This window comes from Frondihabitans sp. PhB188 (assembly GCF_003752365.1).
Classification (GTDB): domain Bacteria; phylum Actinomycetota; class Actinomycetes; order Actinomycetales; family Microbacteriaceae; genus Frondihabitans.
This window is the reverse complement of record NZ_RJUO01000001.1, coordinates 368,663-388,296: the sequence shown is the minus strand read 5'-3', so window position 1 is coordinate 388,296 and position 19,634 is coordinate 368,663. Positions and strand designations below refer to the sequence as shown.

At 68.4% G+C, this 19,634-nt stretch carries 14 protein-coding genes; 13 read left to right on the top strand and 1 reads right to left on the bottom strand.

The window, feature by feature from the left end; translation table 11 throughout:
* Positions 1 to 5: 5 nt before the first annotated feature.
* Positions 6 to 350: a hotdog fold thioesterase gene (locus EDF46_RS01815; protein WP_123505153.1), complete on the bottom strand. Its 345-nt coding sequence runs from the start codon at positions 348 to 350 to the stop codon at positions 6 to 8.
* 149 nt (positions 351 to 499) lie between these two features.
* Between EDF46_RS01815 and polA the strand changes: the two genes are divergently transcribed.
* The 13 genes from polA to gap all read left to right on the top strand — a co-directional run bounded on the left by polA (position 500) and on the right by gap (position 19,613).
* A complete protein-coding gene (gene polA / locus EDF46_RS01810) occupies positions 500 to 3,163 on the top strand; it encodes a DNA polymerase I (protein WP_123504566.1) in 2,664 nt (887 codons plus the stop codon).
* A gap of 56 nt (positions 3,164 to 3,219) precedes the next feature.
* Positions 3,220 to 3,531, top strand: coding sequence for a PTS lactose transporter subunit IIB (locus EDF46_RS01805; protein ID WP_123505152.1), 312 nt, complete (start codon positions 3,220 to 3,222; stop codon positions 3,529 to 3,531).
* Positions 3,532 to 3,566: 35 nt separating this feature from the next.
* Positions 3,567 to 5,270 carry a DUF885 domain-containing protein gene (locus EDF46_RS01800; RefSeq protein WP_123504565.1) on the top strand — a complete coding sequence of 568 codons (1,704 nt, stop codon included), beginning with the start codon at positions 3,567 to 3,569 and terminating at the stop codon, positions 5,268 to 5,270.
* A 208-nt stretch (positions 5,271 to 5,478) separates the two neighbouring features.
* A complete protein-coding gene (gene rpsA / locus EDF46_RS01795; protein ID WP_123504564.1) occupies positions 5,479 to 6,930 on the top strand; it encodes a 30S ribosomal protein S1 in 1,452 nt (483 codons plus the stop codon).
* Positions 6,931 to 7,028: 98 nt separating this feature from the next.
* Positions 7,029 to 7,643: a dephospho-CoA kinase gene (gene coaE, locus EDF46_RS01790; RefSeq protein ID WP_123504563.1), complete on the top strand. Its 615-nt coding sequence runs from the start codon at positions 7,029 to 7,031 to the stop codon at positions 7,641 to 7,643.
* A gap of 77 nt (positions 7,644 to 7,720) precedes the next feature.
* On the top strand, positions 7,721 to 9,787 hold the full coding sequence (uvrB, locus tag EDF46_RS01785) for an excinuclease ABC subunit UvrB (RefSeq protein WP_123504562.1): 2,067 nt from the start codon (positions 7,721 to 7,723) through the stop codon (positions 9,785 to 9,787).
* On the top strand, positions 9,777 to 10,691 hold the full coding sequence (locus EDF46_RS01780; protein ID WP_123504561.1) for an SDR family NAD(P)-dependent oxidoreductase: 915 nt from the start codon (positions 9,777 to 9,779) through the stop codon (positions 10,689 to 10,691). The genes uvrB and EDF46_RS01780 overlap by 11 nt, the downstream gene beginning before the upstream one ends.
* A 127-nt stretch (positions 10,692 to 10,818) precedes the next feature.
* Positions 10,819 to 13,773: an excinuclease ABC subunit UvrA gene (uvrA, locus tag EDF46_RS01775; RefSeq protein WP_370454059.1), complete on the top strand. Its 2,955-nt coding sequence runs from the start codon at positions 10,819 to 10,821 to the stop codon at positions 13,771 to 13,773.
* 9 nt (positions 13,774 to 13,782) lie between these two features.
* Positions 13,783 to 15,744: an excinuclease ABC subunit UvrC gene (uvrC, locus tag EDF46_RS01770; RefSeq protein ID WP_123504559.1), complete on the top strand. Its 1,962-nt coding sequence runs from the start codon at positions 13,783 to 13,785 to the stop codon at positions 15,742 to 15,744.
* Positions 15,741 to 16,640 carry an RNase adapter RapZ gene (gene rapZ, locus EDF46_RS01765; protein ID WP_123504558.1) on the top strand — a complete coding sequence of 300 codons (900 nt, stop codon included), beginning with the start codon at positions 15,741 to 15,743 and terminating at the stop codon, positions 16,638 to 16,640. The genes uvrC and rapZ overlap by 4 nt, the downstream gene beginning before the upstream one ends.
* 98 nt (positions 16,641 to 16,738) lie before the next feature.
* A complete protein-coding gene (gene whiA / locus EDF46_RS01760) occupies positions 16,739 to 17,719 on the top strand; it encodes a DNA-binding protein WhiA (RefSeq protein WP_123504557.1) in 981 nt (326 codons plus the stop codon).
* Between the two features lie 167 nt (positions 17,720 to 17,886).
* Positions 17,887 to 18,510: a superoxide dismutase gene (locus EDF46_RS01755; RefSeq protein WP_123504556.1), complete on the top strand. Its 624-nt coding sequence runs from the start codon at positions 17,887 to 17,889 to the stop codon at positions 18,508 to 18,510.
* Between the two features lie 98 nt (positions 18,511 to 18,608).
* Positions 18,609 to 19,613 (top strand): type I glyceraldehyde-3-phosphate dehydrogenase, encoded by a 1,005-nt coding sequence (gap, locus tag EDF46_RS01750; RefSeq protein WP_123504555.1) that lies wholly within the window; start codon positions 18,609 to 18,611, stop codon positions 19,611 to 19,613.
* The last annotated feature ends 21 nt before the right edge of the window (positions 19,614 to 19,634 follow it).

Below are 19,634 nucleotides of genomic sequence, written 5' to 3'. Positions count from 1 at the left end.
AGGGCCTAGGCGTCGCGGAGGATGTTCGTGATGCGGACGGTCGACAGGCGCCGGCCCTGCTCGTCGGTCATGACGATCTCGTGGGTCGTGAGCGTGCGGCCGAGGTGCAGCGCCGTGCAGGTGCCCGTGACGACCCCCGACGAGGCGGCCCGGCTGTGCGACGCGTTCAGCTCGATGCCCATGGCGATGCGGCCCTCGCCCGCGTGCACGCTCGCGGCCATCGACCCGAGCGACTCCGCGAGCACGACGTGGGCCCCGCCGTGCAGGATGCCGACCGGCTGGCGGTTGCCCTCGACCGGCATGGTGCCGACGGCTCGGTCGGCGCTCAGCTCGAGGATCTCGATGCCCATCTTCTCGGCCAGCTCGCCGGCGCCGCGACGCTCCAGGAACTCGATTGCGGCAGGGCTGAACGGCTGGTCGGTCACGGTGTCTCCCGGGGTTTCGTCGCGTCAGCTCTCGGGCAAGGACGAGTGTCGGAGGGGGCCGCTAGGCTGACGGGGTGTCGGACGCAGCAAAGCCTACCCTCCTCGTAATCGATGGTCATTCCCTCGCATTCCGGGCCTTCTACGCCCTACCGGTCGACAGCTTCGTCAACCGCGAGGGGCAGCACACGAATGCCATCCACGGCTTCATCTCGATGCTCCTCAACCTGATGAAGAACGAGAAGCCGACCCACCTCGGTGTGGCCTTCGACATCTCGCGCTACTCGTTCCGCACCCGCGAGTACCCCGAGTACAAGGGCACGCGCGATGCGACCCCGGTCGAGTTCGTCGGGCAGATCCCCCTGCTGCAGGAGGCCCTGCACGCCATGGGCATCACGACCATCACCAAAGACGACTTCGAAGCCGACGACATCCTCGCGACGCTCGCCGCCCGCGGCTCGGCAGCCGGCTACACGGTCAAGGTGGTCTCGGGCGACCGAGACGCGATCCAGATGGTCAACGACGACGTCACTCTCCTCTACCCCTCGGCTCGCGGGGTCACCGACCTCACCCGCTACGACCGTGACAAGGTGTTCGAGCGCTACGGCATCGAGCCGCACCAGTACCCCGAGATCGCCGCCCTCGTCGGCGAGACCAGCGACAACCTCATCGGCATCGACAAGGTCGGCGAGAAGACCGCCGTCAAGTGGATCAACCAGTTCGGCTCCCTCGACGAGATCGTCGCGCACCGCGACGAGGTCAAGGGCGTCGTCGGCGACAAGCTCCGCGAGCAGTACGACCGCGCCGTTCGCAACCGCAAGCTCAACCGCCTCGTCACCGACGTCGATCTGCCGGTCGGCCCGGACGACCTCGAGCGCCGCCCCATCGACGTCTCCGCGGTGCGCGAGGTGTTCGACAAGCTGCAGTTCCGCACCTTGCAGGAACGCGTCGTCGCCCTGGCCGACGACTCCGCAGCACCCGCCGAAGCCGAAGCCGTCGCGGCCGGCCCGGCGGCGCCCGTCATCCGCACCCTCATCGACGAGGAGCTCGATCACTGGCTCCGCACTCACGCGGGCGCCGACAAGCCGCCGGTCGGCGTCGCTGTCGAGTACGGCACCGACGGCACGGTCACGGGCCTCGGCATCGCCGCGCCCGACGACTCCGTGTACGTCCCGTGGGCCGCCGGACGCGGCGACTACGTCGCCCTCGAGGCCTGGCTCGACACCGAGTCGCCCAAGGTCGTCCACGACTCCAAGCGCGCCTACAAGGCGCTCAAGCGAGCCGGCCTGGAGCTCACCGGCCTTCACGGCGACCCACGGATCGCGGCCTGGCTGCTGCGCCCTGGCAACCACTCCTTCGTGCTCGCCGACCTCGCCTACGAGCTGCTCGGCGAGCGGATGCCGGTCGCCGACCCCAATCAGCTGGTCCCCGTCGACGAAGCCGGAGGGGTCGCGACCGAGGCCTGGTTCGCGCTCCGCGTCTCCGACGAGCTCGACGAGCTGCTCGACGAGGGCTCCCGCGGCGTTCTCCGCGACATCGAGCTCCCCCTCGTGTCGGTCCTCGGCGACATGGAGCTCACCGGTGTCGCGACCGACCAGCCCGGCCTGCGCGCCCTCTCCGCTCGCCTCGGCGAGTCGGCCGCCAACATCGCCGCCGAGGCGTTCGAGGTCATCGGCCGCGAGGTCAACCTCGGCTCGCCGAAGCAGCTGCAGGAGGTGCTCTTCGAGCAGCTCGACATGCCCAAGACCCGCTCCATGAAGACCGGCTACTCGACCGACGCGGGGTCGCTCGCCGACCTGCAGGACAAGCATCCGCACCCCTTCCTCGGCCTGCTGCTCAAGCACCGCGACGCGACGAAGCTGCGCCAGATCATCGACACGCTCGACAAGGCCGTCGACGACGGCGGGCGCATCCACACGACGTACGATCAGACCGGCACCACCACCGGGCGGATCTCTTCGATCGACCCGAACCTGCAGAACATCCCGGTCAAGACGGAGGTCGGCCACGAGATCCGCGCCGCCTTCCAGCACGGTCCCGAGTACGAGACTCTGCTCACCGCCGACTACTCGCAGATCGAGATGCGGATCATGGCGCACCTCTCGGGCGACGCCGGCCTCATCCAGGCCTTCACCGAGGGCGAAGACCTTCACCGGTTCGTCGGCGCCCGCATCTTTGGCGTCGAGCCCGCCGACGTGAGCCCGACCATGCGCACGAAGGTCAAGGCGATGTCGTACGGCCTGGCCTACGGCCTCAGCGCGTTCGGCCTCTCGAAGCAGCTCCGGATCGAGACCGCCGAGGCGAAGCAGCTGATGACCGACTACTTCCACCGGTTCGGGGCCGTTCGCGAGTACCTGCGCAACGTGGTCGAGCAGGCCCGCGAAGACGGCTACACCGAGACGATCTTCGGCCGCCGCCGCCCCTTCGCCGATCTGAAGTCGTCGAACCGCGTGCTGCGCGAGAACGCGGAGCGCGCCGCGCTCAACGCTCCCATCCAGGGCTCCGCCGCCGACATCATGAAGATCGCGATGCTCGGCGTCCAGGCCGAGATCGACGAGCGCGAGCTGCAGTCCCGAGTCCTGCTCCAGGTGCACGACGAGCTCATCGTCGAGGTCGCCACCGGCGAGGTGGACGTGATCGAAGACGTCGTCCGCCGCCGCATGGGCTCCGCCGCCGACCTCCGGGTGCCGCTCGACGTCTCCGTGGGCACCGGCGAGAGCTGGGACGCCGCCGCGCACTAAGACGGCGCATGATGGAACAAGAGCACTCCCTTCCGTCCTCGAACAAGGAGCACCCCGTGGCCACCCTCGACGGATCACACGTCAAGAAGCTGATCGTCGCCTGCGACGCCGGCATGGGCTCGAGCATCATGCTCGCCTCCAGCCTCAAGAAGCTGCTGAAGAAGAACGGCGTCCACGTCGAGCACTCGGCGGTCCGCGAGATCCCCGCCGACGCCGATGTCGTCGTCACTCAGAACAACCTGGCCGCCCGCGCGCGCGAAGTCGTCACCGAGGGCACGCCCATCGTGCCGTTCCAGCTCTTCATGGGCGACCCGGCCGTGGCACGGCTCGTCGAGGCGATCCAGTCCGGCTCGACGATCGAGGTCTGACGACTGCTGTCGGCCGGTCGTCCTAGGCTCGGACCATGAGCTTCGAGTCCACGCCCGCCGTCCGCCAGCCCACCCCGATCGACGCCGTCGCCGAGAAGTGGGTCGACACGATCGTCGACCTCGATCCGCAGTGGGCCACCTGGCTCGGCCGCGAGGGGCGCACCGGCGAGTACGGCGACACCTCGCCGGACGGCCACGCGGCGTACATCGCCGCCGTGCGCGCGACACTCGACGAGCTCCGCGCGGCACCGGTCGTCGACGCCGTCGACCAGGTCACTCGCGACGATCTCGAGTCCTCGCTCACGCTCGACCTCGAATACGACGCCCTGCACCTGCAGCTGCGAGACCTCAACGTGCTCGCATCGCCCGCCCAGGGCATCCGCGAGATCTTCGACCTCATGCCCACCGCCACCGAGAAAGACTGGCGCGACATCGCCGCGCGCCTCGGCAATGTGGCGGGCGCCCTCGACGGCTACACCGAGACCCTGCGCGCGGGGATCGCCGAGGGCGTCGTGCCCGCCAAGCGCCAGGTAGCCGCGGTGGCCGAGCAGTGCGCGCGCCACTCCGCACCCGGCGGATTCTTCGAGTCGCTGGTCTCGGCGCCGGAGCTCGCGGGCGACGCGGTGCTGCCGGAGGCGGTGGGGGAGGCGCTGACGGTCGGAGCGGTGGAGGCTGCCGCCGCGTACACGGCCTTCCGCGAGTTCCTGCTCTCCGAGCTCCTTCCGGCCGCCGGCGACGGCGACGGAGTCGGCCGCGAGGCGTACTCGTTGCACTCGCGGCGGTTCCTCGGGGCGACGGTCGACCTCGACGAGACCTACGAGTGGGGCGTGGCCGAACTCGCGCGCATGACCGCCGAGCAGGAGGCCATCGCCGAGGCCATCGAGCCCGGGGCGAGCGTCGCCCGCGCCATCGAGGTGCTCGACGCCGACCCGGCACGCGTACTGCACGGCACCGACGCCCTGCGCGAGTGGATGCAGCAGACCAGCGACCAGGCCGTCGAGGAGCTCGGGCGCACCCACTTCGACATCCCGGAGGCGATCCGCACCCTCGAGTGCAGGATCGCCCCGACGCAGGACGGCGGGGTCTACTACACGAGCCCGAGCGACGACTTCACGCGCCCCGGCCGCATGTGGTGGTCGGTTCCTGTCGGCGTCACCACCTTCACCACCTGGCGCGAGAAGACCACGGTGTACCACGAGGGCGTTCCGGGCCACCACCTCCAGCTCGGCCAGGCGGTCTACAACCGCGCGAGCCTCAACACCTACCGCCGCTCGATCGCCGGCACCTCGGGCCACGCCGAGGGCTGGGCCCTCTACGCCGAGCGGCTGATGGACGAGCTCGGCTACCTCGCCGACCCGGCCGACCGACTGGGCATGCTCGACGGGCAGCGGATGCGCGCGGCCCGCGTCGTGCTCGACATCGGCGTGCACCTCGGCAAGGAGTTTCCCGGCACTCCGTCGCACGCGGCCGGAGGCACGTGGGACCACGAGAAGGCCCTCGCCTTCCTCGCCGACAACTACAACGCCGACGAGGCCACGGTGCGCTTCGAGGTCGACCGCTACCTCGGCTGGCCGGGGCAGGCGCCGTCGTACAAGGTCGGCCAGCGCGTGTGGGAGGGGCTCCGTGCCCGGCTCGCGGAGCGCGAGGGCGACGGGTTCGACGTGAAGCGCTTCCATTCGGAGGCACTGGCGCTCGGCGGCGTCGGTCTCGAGACCCTCGAGAAGGCGCTTCTCGGCTGACTGGACGGCCGGGCGGAGGGGGCGAACACGCCGCTCGCCCGGGTTGATCGCCCCTGCGGCAACCCGTTAGAATCGATTGGCGCAAACTGCGTTGAACTATCCGCACGCCGCACTCTCACAATCACCGCGACAGCCTCCGATCCGAACGGATCCTGCTGTCACCGGCGAGATGCGGCCCGAGAAATGCCCAAAACGGAGCAATCACTACATGACAATCGTAACGACCAAGGCACCCAAGCAGGTCGCCGTCAACGACATCGGATCTGCTGAAGACTTCCTTGCCGCGGTCGAAAAGACTCTCAAGTTCTTCAACGACGGAGACCTCATCGAGGGCACCGTCGTCAAGATCGACCGCGACGAGGTCCTCCTCGACGTCGGGTACAAGACCGAGGGCGTCATCCCCTCGCGCGAACTCTCGATCAAGCACGACGTCGACCCCACCGAGGTCGTCAACGTCGGCGACACGGTCGAGGCCCTCGTCCTCCAGAAGGAAGACAAAGAAGGCCGTCTGATCCTCTCCAAGAAGCGCGCTCAGTACGAGCGTGCCTGGGGAGACGTCGAGAAGATCAAGGACGCCGACGGCGTCGTCACCGGTACGGTCATCGAGGTCGTCAAGGGCGGCCTCATCGTCGACATCGGCCTGCGTGGCTTCCTGCCCGCGTCGCTAATCGAGCTGCGCCGCGTCCGTGACCTCACGCCGTACCTCGGCCAGGAGATCGAGGCCAAGATCCTCGAGCTCGACAAGAACCGCAACAACGTCGTCCTCTCGCGTCGCGCTCTCCTCGAGCAGACGCAGTCCGAGAGCCGCACCTCGTTCCTCAACAACCTCCACAAGGGCCAGGTCCGCAAGGGCATCGTGTCGTCGATCGTCAACTTCGGCGCGTTCGTCGACCTGGGCGGCGTCGACGGTCTCGTCCACGTCTCCGAGCTCTCGTGGAAGCACATCGAGCACGCCTCCGAGGTCGTCGAGGTGGGCCAGGAGGTTACCGTCGAGATCCTCGAGGTCGACCTCGAGCGCGAGCGCGTCTCCCTGTCGCTCAAGGCGACGCAGGAGGACCCGTGGCAGGTCTTCGCCCGCACCCACGCCATCGGCCAGGTCGCACCGGGCAAGGTCACGAAGCTCGTTCCGTTCGGTGCGTTCGTCCGCGTCGCGGATGGCATCGAGGGCCTCGTCCACATCTCCGAGCTCTCCGCCAAGCACGTCGAGCTCGCCGAGCAGGTCGTGTCGGTCGGCGACGAGGTGTTCGTCAAGGTCATCGACATCGACCTCGAGCGTCGCCGCATCTCGCTGAGCCTCAAGCAGGCCAACGAGGGTGTCGACCCCGAGGGCACCGAGTTCGACCCCGCGCTCTACGGCATGCTCACCGAGTACGACGACCAGGGCAACTACAAGTACCCCGAGGGCTTCGACCCCGAGACCAACGAGTGGCGCGAGGGCTTCGAGTCCCAGCGCGAGAAGTGGGAGCAGGACTACGCTGCCGCCCAGGCTCGCTGGGAGGCCCACAAGAAGCAGGTCGCGGCGTCGCTGGTCGAAGAGGCCACCGCGTTCGACGTGCCGACCGGCTCCTCGTTCTCGAACGAGTCGACCTCTGGCGCCGGCACCCTCGCCGACGACGAGTCGCTCGCCGCGCTTCGCGAGAAGCTGTCGAACAACAACTAGTCACACCGCACCATCCGCGAACGGCGGTCACCCTCGGGGTGGCCGCCGTTCGGCATTGCAACAGGTGTCGCCTTCCGCCGGGGCACTAGGGTGGAGGCGTGTTCGTAGTGGGATTGACCGGCGGGATCGCCGCAGGCAAGACGATCGTGTCGTCGCGGCTCACCGAGCGCGGAGCCGCGCACATCGACGCCGACAAGCTGGCGCGCGAGGTCGTCGAGCCGGGGACACCCGGTCTCGCGGCGATCGAGCAGCGCTTCGGTGCGGGAGTCCTCCAGGCCGACGGCAGCCTCGACCGAGCTGCACTCGGTGCGGTCGTGTTCTCGGACGCCGATGCCCGCAGAGCCCTCGAGGCCATCACGCACCCGGCCGTCCAGGCGCTCAGCCAGGAGCGCATGCGGGAGTCCGTCGCCGACGACCCGACCCGCGTCGTCGTCTACGACGTGCCGCTGCTCGTCGAGGCCAGGGGAGCGGGCGAGTTCGACCGCGTCGTCGTCGTGCACGCGCCTCGGGCGATGCGGATCAAGCGCCTCGTCGCGCTCCGTGGCATGGCCGAGGCCGACGCCGTCCGCCGGGTCGACGCGCAGGCGTCCGACGACGAGCGGCTGGCAGTCGCCGACGACGTCATCGACTCGTCGAGCAGCCTCGAGTCGACCGTCCAGCAGACCGACGCCCTCTACCGGAAGCTCGCGGCTCTCGCACTCGAGAAGGCGTAGCCGCCTGTTCGCTCCCAGCGGCGGCGGTCGGCGTCTCCCGGCGGACGAGTGTCGGTGGCCACTCGTAGACTTGTTCTATGGAACCGACTCGCAGCGTCCGCCCCTTCGAAGTGGTCAGCGAGTACCAGCCGAGCGGCGATCAACCCGCCGCTATCGCTGAGCTCGCCGGCCGAATCAACGCCGGTGAGACCGACGTCGTGCTTCTCGGCGCAACCGGTACCGGCAAGTCCGCGACGACCGCGTGGCTCGTCGAGGCCGTGCAGCGTCCGACCCTGGTGCTGGCCCACAACAAGACGCTCGCCGCCCAGCTGGCCAACGAGTTCCGGGAGCTGTTCCCGAACAACGCCGTCGAGTACTTCGTCTCGTACTACGACTACTACCAGCCCGAGGCGTACGTCCCGCAGACCGACACCTTCATCGAGAAAGACTCCTCGGTCAACGCCGAAGTCGAGCGCCTGCGCCACTCGACCACGAACTCGCTGCTCAGCCGGCGCGACGTCATCGTGGTCTCGACCGTCTCCTGCATCTACGGCCTCGGCACGCCCGAGGGCTACATGGAGGCGATGATCGCGCTCCAGGTCGGCATGCAGATCCCGCGCGACCAGCTGATCCGGCGCTTCGTCGCCATGCAGTACCAGCGCAACGACATCGACTTCTCGCGCGGCAACTTCCGCGTGCGCGGCGACACGATCGAGATCATCCCGATGTACGAGGAGCTCGCCGTGCGCATCGAGATGTTCGGCGACGAGATCGAGGCGCTCTACTACCTCCACCCTCTGACCGGCGACGTCGTGCGCACCGTCGAGGCCGTCTCGGTGTTCCCCGGCTCGCACTACGTGGCCGGCACCGACGTGATGCACCGCGCCATCGGCACGATCAAAGAAGAGCTCGCCGTGCGGCTCGAAGAGCTCGACAAGCAGGGCAAGCTCCTCGAGTCGCAGCGTCTGCGCATGCGCACCACGTTCGACCTCGAGATGATGGAGCAGATCGGCTTCTGCAACGGCATCGAGAACTACTCGGCCCACATCGACGGCCGCTCGCCGGGCGAGGCGCCGCACTGCCTGCTCGACTACTTCGCCGACGACTTCCTCGTCGTGATCGATGAGTCGCACGTCACCGTGCCACAGATCGGCGCCATGTACGAGGGTGACGCGTCGCGCAAGCGCACTCTCGTCGATCACGGGTTCCGCCTGCCGAGCGCGCTCGACAACCGGCCGCTCAAATTCGACGAGTTCCTCGACCGGGTCGGCCAGAAGGTCTACCTGTCGGCGACGCCGGGCCGCTATGAGCTCGGCATCACCGACAGCGTGGTCGAGCAGATCATCCGTCCGACAGGCCTCATCGACCCGAAGATCGTCATCAAGCCGTCGGAGGGGCAGATCGACGACCTCCTCGAAGAGATCCGACTCCGCACCGAGCGCGACGAGCGCGTCCTGGTGACGACCCTGACGAAGAAGATGGCCGAAGAGCTCACCGACTTCTTCACCGAAGCGGGGGTACGGGTCCGCTACCTGCACTCCGATGTCGACACGCTCCGTCGTGTCGAGCTCCTCACCGAGCTGCGGCAGGGCGTCTACGACGTCCTCGTCGGCATCAACCTGCTGCGCGAGGGCCTCGACCTCCCCGAGGTGTCGCTCGTGGCCATCCTCGATGCCGACAAGGAGGGCTTCCTCCGCTCGTCCACCTCGCTGATCCAGACGATCGGCCGCGCCGCCCGCAACGTCTCGGGCGAGGTGCACATGTACGCCGACAAGATGACCGACTCGATGAAGCAGGCGCTCGACGAGACGGACCGTCGCCGCGAGAAGCAGGTCGCCTACAACCTCGAGCGCGGCATCGATCCGCAGCCGCTCCGCAAGAAGATCGCCGACATCACCGCGGTGCTCGCCCGCGAAGGAGCCGACACGGCCGAGCTGCTCGCCGGCCGCCAGGGCGGCAAGCGCGCCCCGACGCCGAACCTCCGCCGCGAGGGCATGGCGGCCGGTGCGGCCGGCGGGCTCGAGACGATCATCGCCGACCTCAACGAGCAGATGCTGCAGGCCGCTGCAGAGCTCAAGTTCGAGCTGGCCGGCCGCCTGCGGGACGAGGTCGCCGACCTCAAGAAAGACCTCCGGCAGATGGAGGCCGCGGGCCATGTCCGCTGAGCCCGGGGCGCCGCGCCTCCGGGTCGTCGTCACCGGCGCGAACGCAGGTCTCGGCTACTTCGTCACCGAGCAGCTCGCCGCCACCGGCGCGGTGGTCATCCTGGCATGCCGTGACGCGGCCCGCGCGCAGGCGGCTGTCGACAGCATCCGCTCTCGACTGCCGGACGCACAGCTCGAAGTCGTCATCGCCGACCTCGCGAACCTGGAGTCGATCCGCACGGCCGCCGCAGAGATCCGCGCGGGCGGCCCGGTCGACGTGCTCGTCGCCAACGCCGGCGTCGTCGGCTCGCGGTCGCGAGCAACGACCTCCGACGGCTTCGAGCTGCAGTTCGGTACCAACCACCTCGGCCACTTCGCGCTGATCTCGCACCTGATGCCGGCACTGAAGGCCGCGAAGGCCGGGCGCATCGTGCACCTCGGCAGCATCAGCCACCGCTGGGTGCGACTCGATCTCGACGACCCGATGATGGTGACCCGCTACCGCGGCTACGTCGCGTACGCGCGGTCGAAGCTCGCCGTGATGACCTTCGGGTTCGACCTCGATCGGCGACTCCGCGCCTCGGGCTCGAGCGTCCGAAGCGTCGTCGCCCATCCCGGCTTCGCTCTCGAGAACCTGACCGAGCGCCGGCCCGGCATCGTCCGGCGCCGCTGGCTCCCCGCCCCGATCATCGGCCTCATGCGGACGGTCTCGCAGGGTAAAGACCAGGGCGCGCGGCCCTTGGCGCACGCCGCCGTCGGCGCCGATGCGCAGGGTGGCGAGTACTGGGGGCCCGACGGCTGGTTCCAGCTGACCGGCGCCCCCGCCGTCGTGCGGGCCAAGAAGCACGCGCACGGCCGCAAGGCGGCGACCCGCCTCTGGAACCTCTCCGTCCGCCTCACCCGGGTGCAGCCCTCTGTCGACTGAGACCGCCCGCCGACTTCCGAAATCCGAACGCCGTAGAATGGACACAGTGTCGACTTCACCCGCGCAGACCCCCAAGAAGACTTCCTCCAAGGCTCCGAAGAAGGCCGCACCAGCGGCTGAGACGGTCCTGACCCCGGCCGTCGTCTCCGCCTCGATCACCGACCCCGGCGACGTCTCGACCCTGACAGTCCGCGGCGCACGAGTCCACAACCTGCAGAACGTCGACCTGGCGATCCCGCGCGACTCGCTCGTGGTGTTCACCGGCCTGAGCGGCTCGGGCAAGTCGTCCCTCGCGTTCGACACGATCTTCGCCGAGGGCCAGCGCCGCTACGTCGAGTCCCTGTCGGCGTACGCGCGGCAGTTCCTGGGCCAGGTGGATCGACCCGACGTCGACTTCATCGAGGGCCTCAGCCCCGCCGTCTCGATCGACCAGAAGTCGACCAACCGCAACCCGCGGTCGACCGTCGGCACGATCACCGAGATCTACGACTACATGCGCCTGCTCTGGGCCCGCATCGGAATCGCCCACTGCGCCGTCTGCGGTGAGACGATCAGCAAGCAGACGGTCCAACAGATCGCCGATCAGCTGATGACGCTCGAGACGGGCCGCCGGTACCAGGTGCTCAGCCCCATCGTGTCGCAGAAGAAGGGCGAGTTCGTCGACCTCTTCAAAGAGCTGGCCTCGTCGGGCTACTCGCGAGCGATCGTCGACGGCGAGCAGATCCAGCTCAGCTCGCCGCCGGTTCTGAAGAAGCAGATCAAGCACGACATCTCGGTGGTCATCGACCGCCTGGTCGCCTCCGACGACGTCCTCTCGCGCCTCACCGACTCCCTCGAGACGGCGCTCCGCCTCACCGACGGCCTCGTGACCATCAACTTCGTCGACGAGACGGGCCCGGCAGCATTCCGCACATTCTCTGAGAAGCTCTCGTGCCCGAACGGCCACCCCGTCCAGCTCACCGAGATCGAGCCCCGGACCTTCTCGTTCAACGCGCCGTTCGGCGCGTGCCCCGAGTGCTCCGGCCTCGGAACGAAGATGTCGGTCGACTCCGACCTCCTGCTGGGCGACGACGAGCTGAGCCTCGCCGAGGGCGTGATCCTGCCCTGGACCCAGTCGGGCAAGGGCCTCTACAACTACTTCCAGAAGCTCCTCGAAGGCCTCTCGGGCGACCTCGGCTTCTCGCTCAAGACGCCGTGGCGCGACCTCTCGGCCGAGGTGAAGAAAGCGGTGCTCGAGGGCAACGACTTCGAGGTCACGGTGCGCTACCGCAACCGCTTCGGCCGCGAGATGAAGTACTCCACCGGCTTCGAGGGCGTCATGCCCTACATCGAGCGCAAGTACGCCGAAGCCGAGAGCGACTCGCAGCGACAGCGCTACGCCAGCTACCTCCGCGAGATCCCCTGCGTCGTCTGCAAGGGCAAGCGCCTCAAGCCCGAGGTGCTGGCCGTGCTCGTCGACGGGCGCAACATCGCCGACGTGTCCGAGCTCAGCCTCACCGACGCGTTCTCGTTCATGAACACCGTCGAGCTCACCGCACGCGAAGCCCGCATCGCCGCCCAGGTGCTGCGCGAGATCCGCGTCAGACTCGAGTTCCTGCTCGAAGTGGGCCTCACCTACCTGTCTCTGTCGCGTTCGGCGGGCTCGCTCTCGGGCGGCGAGGCGCAGCGCATCCGTCTGGCCACCCAGATCGGATCAGGTCTCACGGGCGTGCTGTACGTGCTCGACGAACCCTCCATCGGCCTGCACCAGCGAGACAACCGCCGCCTCATCGACACTCTCGTCAAGCTCAAGAACCTCGGCAACACGCTGATCGTCGTCGAGCACGACGAAGACACCATCCGCACCGCCGACTGGATCGTCGACATCGGTCCGGGCGCGGGCGTCAACGGCGGCACGGTCGTGCACTCGGGCGGCTATGAGGAGCTGCTGGCGAACACGTCGTCGTACACCGGCGACTACCTGGCCGGCCGCCGCTCGATCGAGACGCCGACAAGCCGTCGCGCGCTCGACCCGGCCCGTAAGATCACGGTCGTCGGGGCGAAGGCCAACAACCTGCACGACGTCACGGTCGAGTTCCCGCTCGGCGCCTTCGTGGCCGTGACGGGAGTGAGCGGCTCGGGCAAGTCGTCGCTCGTGAACGACATCCTCTACAAGGTGCTCGCCAACCAGCTCAACGGCGCCCGGCAGATCCCCGGCAAGCACACCCGCGTCACCGGGCTCGACAACCTCGACAAGGTCGTGCACGTCGACCAGGCGCCGATCGGCCGCACGCCGCGCTCGAACCCCGCGACCTACACCGGCGTCTTCGACAAGATCCGCAACCTCTTCGCCGAGACCGTCGAGGCGAAGGCGCGCGGCTACCTGCCCGGCCGGTTCAGCTTCAACGTCAAGGGCGGCCGCTGCGAGAACTGCGCGGGCGACGGCACGATCAAGATCGAGATGAACTTCCTGCCCGACGTCTACGTCGCGTGCGAGGTCTGCCACGGCGACCGCTATAACCGCGACACGCTCCAGGTGCACTACAAGGGCAAGAACATCTCCGAGGTGCTCGACATGCCGATCAGCGAGGCGGCCGAGTTCTTCGCGCCGATCTCGGCGATCTCGCGGTTCATGACCACGCTGGTCGACGTCGGGCTCGGCTACGTCCGTCTCGGGCAGAGCGCGACCACGCTGTCGGGCGGCGAGGCGCAGCGCGTGAAACTGGCCACCGAGCTCCAGAAGCGCTCGAACGGCCGCAGCATCTACGTGCTCGACGAGCCGACCACCGGGCTGCACTTCGAAGACGTCCGCAAGCTCCTGCTGGTGCTGAACGGCCTCGTCGAGAAGGGCAACACGGTCATCACGATCGAGCACAACCTCGACGTGATCAAGTCGGCCGACTGGCTCATCGACATGGGCCCCGAGGGTGGCGCCGGGGGAGGGCGCGTGCTCGCTACGGGCACGCCCGAGCATCTTGCGGCGGTCCCGGAGAGCCACACCGGGCGGTTCCTGGCCGAGATCCTGTCCATCCCGCGTGGCGAGATCCCGGCGCCGGCCAAGGTGCGGGCGCGTGCGCCCCGCGCGAAGGCGCTGGCGAAGTAGGCCCACCCCATGGCGAACACCGTTTCCTGGCGCCCGAAGGCGGGCGACATCCCTACCCAGCCGGGCGTCTACCGCTGGCGCGACGAACGCGGCCGGGTGCTCTACGTGGGCAAGGCGAAGAACCTCCGCGCGCGTCTGAGCAACTACTTCGCGCCGCTTCCGTCGCTGCACGAGCGCACGCGGCGCATGGTGCTGACCGCGCGGAGCGTCGACTGGACCGTCGTCGGCACCGACATCGAGGCGCTCCAGCTCGAGTACACCTGGATCAAGGAGTTCGACCCGCCCTTCAACGTCAAGTTCCGCGACGACAAGACCTACCCCTTCATGGCGATCACCCTGGCCGACGAGGCGCCGCGGGTGATGGTGTCGCGCAACACGAAGATCAAGGGCGCCAAGTACTTCGGGCCCTTCCCGAAGATCTGGGCCGTGCACGACACGATCGACCTGATGATCAAGGTGTTCCCGATCCGCACCTGCTCCGACTCCAGCTACAAGAAGGCCATGGAGACGGGCAAGCCGTGCTTTCCCGGGCAGATCGGCCGCTGCGGAGGGCCGTGCTCGGGGCGGGTCACCGTCGAGGAGCACCGGGCGATCGTCGACGAGTTCGTGCGCTTCATGGGCAGCTACGACCGCAAGGTGATCGCCGAGCGGCAGCGCCTGATGAAGGTCGCCGCCGAAGAGCAGCGGTACGAGGAGGCCGCGATGTACCGCGACCAGGTGGGCGCCCTCGAGGCCGTGCTCGAGAAGTCGGCCGTGGTCCTGCGCGATTCCGTCGATCTCGACCTGTTCGCCGTCGCGGAAGACGAGCTCGCGGCGGCCGTGCAGCTCTTCACCGTGCGAGGCGGCCGCATCCGCGGGGCCCGGGCGTGGGTGCTCGACAAAGAGATCGACATCTCGACCGGCGACATCGTCGAGCAGGCCGTTCAAGACGTCTACAGCAAAGGCGGCGACCTGCCGCGCGAGATCGTGGTGCCGGCACTGCCCGACGACGCGGAGGCCCTCGAGACATGGCTGACCGACCTGCGACGCGAGGGCAGCGCCGACGGCCGGGTCCGGGGCCGAGTGGCGCTTCACACGCCGGAGCGCGGTGACAAGGCGAACCTGATGCAGACCGCGGCGATCAACGCCGGACAAGCGCTCATGCTCTACAAGACGCGGAGGAGCGCCGACTTCGCGACGCGCTCGACCGCGCTGGCCGACATCCAGGAGGCCCTCGGCATGGACGAGGCGCCCCTGCGGATGGAGTGCTACGACGTCTCGCACCTGCAGGGCACCAACATCGTCGCCTCGATGGTCGTCTTCGAAGACGGCCTGCCTCGCAAAGACCAGTACCGACGGTTCAGCATCCCGTCGTCGACCGACGACACCGAGTCGATCCACCAGACGCTCACGAGGCGCCTGGCCCGCCTCGACGACGAGCTGGCGCCCGTCGAGGAGGTGGGGGAGCAGCGCAAGCGCTTCGCCTACCGCCCGAACCTCCTGATCGTCGACGGCGGCCAGCCGCAGGTCGCCGCGGCTCAGCGCGCGATGGACGACCTCGGCGTCACCGGCATCCAGCTCTGCGGCATCGCCAAGCGGCTGGAGGAGATCTGGCTGCCCGACGACGACTTCCCGGTGATCCTTCCGCGCAACTCCGACGCGCTCTTCCTGATCCAGCGGATCCGCGACGAGGCGCACCGCTTCGCGATCACCTTCCAGCGGCAGAAGCGCAAGAAGGACGTGGCGACGCAGCTCTCCGAGATCCCCGGTCTTGGCGCCGCCCGGGTCGCCATGCTGCTCAAGCACTTCGGCTCGGTCTCGCGCTTGAAGACCGCGACCGCTCACGACATCGCGGAGGTGAAGGGCATCGGGCCGAAGCTCGCCGACAGCATCGTCGCGACGCTCGGCGGCGGTACTCAGGCCGCGAATCCCGCCTCGACGGAGGAGCCTGCCGATACACTCGTCTCGACCACGACGGAGGGCGAGGCGTGACGGACACCGTAGGAGCCCCGAGCGCCGCCGAGCAACAGGACGTCCTGATCGTCAGCGGAATGTCGGGCGCCGGCCGCTCCACTGTCGGCAACGCCCTCGAAGACCTCGGCTGGTACGTGGTCGACAATCTGCCCGCCCAGATGCTGCGACCTCTGATCGACCTCGCCGAACGCGCGGGCGACTCCCTCCCGAAGGTCGCCGCCGTGGTCGACGTGCGCGGCGGCCGCCTCTTCTCCGAGGCGCAGGAGGCCGTGCGGGCGCTGCAGGAGTCCATGCCGCAGAAGGTGCGCGTGCTGTTCCTCGACGCGACCGACGCCGCTCTGGTCCGCCGATTCGAGCAGGTCCGCCGTCCGCACCCGCTCCAGGGCGACGGCACGCTCCTCGACGGCATCCTCGCCGAGCGCAGCCGCATGGAAGAGCTCCGCGAGTCGAGCGACATCATCATCGACACCTCCGAGCTGAACATCCACCAGCTCGCGACCACGATCACCGAGAAGTTCGCCGCCCCCGAGACCCCCGGGGTGCAGGTCACCGTCCTGAGCTTCGGCTTCAAGTACGGACTGCCGACCGACGCCGACATGATCGGAGACGCGCGCTTCCTGCCGAACCCCTACTGGGTGCCCGAGCTCCGGGCGCACAACGGACTCGACGACGACGTCCAGCAGTACGTCCTGGGGCAACCGGGGGCGCGCCAGTTCATCGTGGCGTTCGGCGCCGCCCTCGAGCCTGTGATGGCCGGCTATCAGCGCGAGAACAAGAGACACGCTACGATCGCTATCGGCTGTACGGGCGGAAAACACCGATCGGTGACCCTCGTCGGCGAGCTGGCCGCGCATCTGCGTGGACTCCCGGGAGTAGCCGTCAGCGTGAAGCACCGCGACCTCGGTCGCGAGTGATCCCGCGATCGGCCCAGCCGTTGCCCGTGCCTGCCGAGGTCGGCACCCCGACCGCTTCGCCAGCGAAGCGCCCATCCCGAAACATGTGAGGAACCGCTGTGGCTCAAACCGCCGACGTCAAAGAAGAACTCGCGCGAGTGGAGGTCCAGAAGACCACGGTCCGAGCGGCCGAGGTCGCCACGGTTCTTCGATTCGCCGGCGGTCTGCATGTCATCTCGGGGCGCATCGCCGTCGAGGCCGAGCTCGACAGCGCGCTGCTCGCCCGTCGGGTCCGCAAAGACCTCGCCGAGCTCTACGGTGCCCGCAGCGACGTCTCGGTGATCGCCGCGACCGGCCTCCGCCGCACCAGCCACTACCTCGTCCGCGTCCACGAGGCGGGCGAGACCCTCGCGCGCCAGACCGGTCTGATGGACGCCCGACGCCGCCCCGTGCGCGGCCTCCCCAACCGCCTCACGACCGGCTCCCGCGAAGACCTCGCCGCCATCTGGCGCGGCGCCTTCCTCGCTCAGGGCTCGCTCACCGACCCGGGCCGCTCGGCAGCTCTCGAGGTCGTCTGCCCCGGAAACGAGGCCGCCATGGCTCTCGTCGGCGCCGCCGGCCGCCTCGGCATCGCCGCCAAGGCCCGCGAGGTCCGCGGCGTCCACCGAGTCGTCATCCGCGACGGCGAGTCGATCAGCGCCATGCTCAAGCAGATGGGCGCCGAGAAGAGCGTCAGCGACTGGGAGGAGCTCCGTCAGCGCCGCGAGGTCCGCGCCACGGCCAATCGCCTGGTCAACTTCGACGACGCGAACCTCCGCCGTTCGGCCCAGGCCGCCGTCGCCGCCTGCGCCCGCGTCGACCGCGCCATGGAGATCCTCGGCGACGAGATCCCCGACCACCTCCGCTACGCCGGCGAGCTCCGCCTCGCGCACCGCGACGCCAGCCTCGACGAGCTCGGCCACCACGCCGACCCGCCGATGACGAAAGACGCCGTCGCCGGCCGCATCCGCCGTCTCCTCGCGATGGCCGACAAGAAGGCCGCCGACGACGGCATCCCAGGCACCGAGGCGAACCTGCCGGCCGACCTCGACCTCGACTAGCCGACCGAACACCGGGGCGCAGGAACTCTCCGACCGGCACCCACGAGTTTGGTCAGGCACCCCCCGGGGTTTCCTGAAGGTTTGCGTCGCGCGCGATCACCGTTCGCTGAGCCGTCACTACACTGGGCCAGTCAGCACCGAACCGCACCGCTAGCTAGGAGACGACGATGGCCGAATACACTCTTCCCGACCTTGCGTACGACTACTCGGCCCTCGCGCCGAGCATCTCGGGCCAGATCATGGAGCTGCACCACTCCAAGCACCACGCGACCTACGTCGCCGGCGCGAACACCGCCAACGCGGCCCTCGCCGAAGCCCGCGAGAGCGGCAACCTCGCGAACGTCAACAAGCTCGAGAAAGACCTGGCGTTCAACCTCGGCGGCCACGTCAACCACTCCATCTTCTGGACCAACATGTCCCCGGACGGCGGCGACAAGCCCACCGGCGACCTCGCGTCCGTCATCGATGACCAGTTCGGCTCGTTCGACCAGTTCGTCGCGCACTTCACTGCCGTCGGCCTCGGCGTCCAGGGCTCCGGCTGGGCCGTCCTCGCCTACGACATCGTGGGCCAGAAGCTCAGCATCTTCCAGCTCTTCGACCAGCAGGGCAACGTGCCCTTCGGCCTCGTGCCCCTGCTGATGCTCGACGTCTGGGAGCACGCCTACTACCTCGACTACAAGAACGTCCGCGCCGACTACATCAAGGCGTTCTGGAACATCGTCTCCTGGCAGAACGTCCAAGACCGCTACACAGCCGCCACGACCAAGACCGACGGCCTCATCGTCCTCTGACCCCTCTGCGCTACTGTCGTAGAGGCCCACAGCTCGTCTTTCCTAGCCACAAGCCCCATCACGAAGCGCCTCCCGGCGCCTGAAAAACTGGAGATCCATTGAGCGTCAAGATCGGTATCAACGGCTTCGGCCGCATCGGCCGTAACTACTTCCGCGCCGCACTCGCCAAGGGCAGCGACCTCGAGATCGTCGCGGTCAACGACCTCACCGACAACGCAGCCCTCGCCAACCTCCTGAAGTTCGACTCGATCACGGGCCGCCTCGACGCGACCGTCGAGCTCGACGGCGACAGCATCGTCGTCAACGGCAAGCCGATCAAGGTCCTCGCCGAGCGCGACCCCGCCAACCTCCCCTGGGGCGAGCTGGGTGTCGACATCGTCATCGAGTCGACCGGCTTCTTCACCAAGGCCGAGGCCGCCAGGAAGCACATCGACGCCGGTGCCAAGAAGGTCATCATCTCCGCCCCCGCGACGGGCGACGACGTCACCATCGTCCTGGGCGTGAACGAAGACCAGTACGACCCCGCCAACCACCACATCATCTCCAACGCGTCGTGCACCACGAACAGCCTTGCGCCGCTCATGAAGGTCTTCCTCGACAAGTTCGGCGTCGAGCGCGGCCTCATGACGACGGTCCACGCCTACACGGCCGACCAGAACCTCCAGGACGGCCCGCACAGCGACCCGCGCCGTGCCCGCGCCGCAGCGCTCAACATCGTCCCGACCTCGACCGGTGCGGCCAAGGCCATCGGACTCGTCCTCCCTGAGCTGGCCGGAAAGCTCGACGGCTACGCCCTGCGCGTCCCGGTGCCGACCGGCTCGATCACCGACGTCACGCTGGTCACCGAGACCCCCGTCACGGTCGACGAGATCAACGCCGCCTACAAAGAGGCCGCTGAGGGTCCCCTCAAGGGCATCCTGCTCTACTCCGAAGACCCCCTGGTGTCGAGCGACATCCGCACCGACCCGCACTCGTCCATCTACGACTCGGGACTGACCAAGATCATCGGCAACATGGTCAAGATCACGTCGTGGTACGACAACGAGTGGGGCTACTCGAACCGTCTCGTCGACCTCGCCGAGTACGTCGCCGCCAAGCTCTGAGCTAGTCTCACGACTGCCCAG

Bases quoted from the DNA above. Each gene is read 5' to 3' on its own strand.
- EDF46_RS01780 (WP_123504561.1), top strand. From the start codon at position 9,777: ATGTCCGCTGAGCCCGGGGCGCCGCGCCTCCGGGTCGTCGTCACCGGC.
- EDF46_RS01815 (WP_123505153.1), bottom strand. From the start codon at position 350: ATGGGCATCGAGATCCTCGAGCTGAGCGCCGACCGAGCCGTCGGCACC.
- rpsA (WP_123504564.1), top strand. From the start codon at position 5,479: ATGACAATCGTAACGACCAAGGCACCCAAGCAGGTCGCCGTCAACGAC.
- EDF46_RS01800 (WP_123504565.1), top strand. From the start codon at position 3,567: ATGAGCTTCGAGTCCACGCCCGCCGTCCGCCAGCCCACCCCGATCGAC.
- uvrB (WP_123504562.1), top strand. From the start codon at position 7,721: ATGGAACCGACTCGCAGCGTCCGCCCCTTCGAAGTGGTCAGCGAGTAC.
- EDF46_RS01755 (WP_123504556.1), top strand. From the start codon at position 17,887: ATGGCCGAATACACTCTTCCCGACCTTGCGTACGACTACTCGGCCCTC.
- uvrC (WP_123504559.1), top strand. From the start codon at position 13,783: ATGGCGAACACCGTTTCCTGGCGCCCGAAGGCGGGCGACATCCCTACC.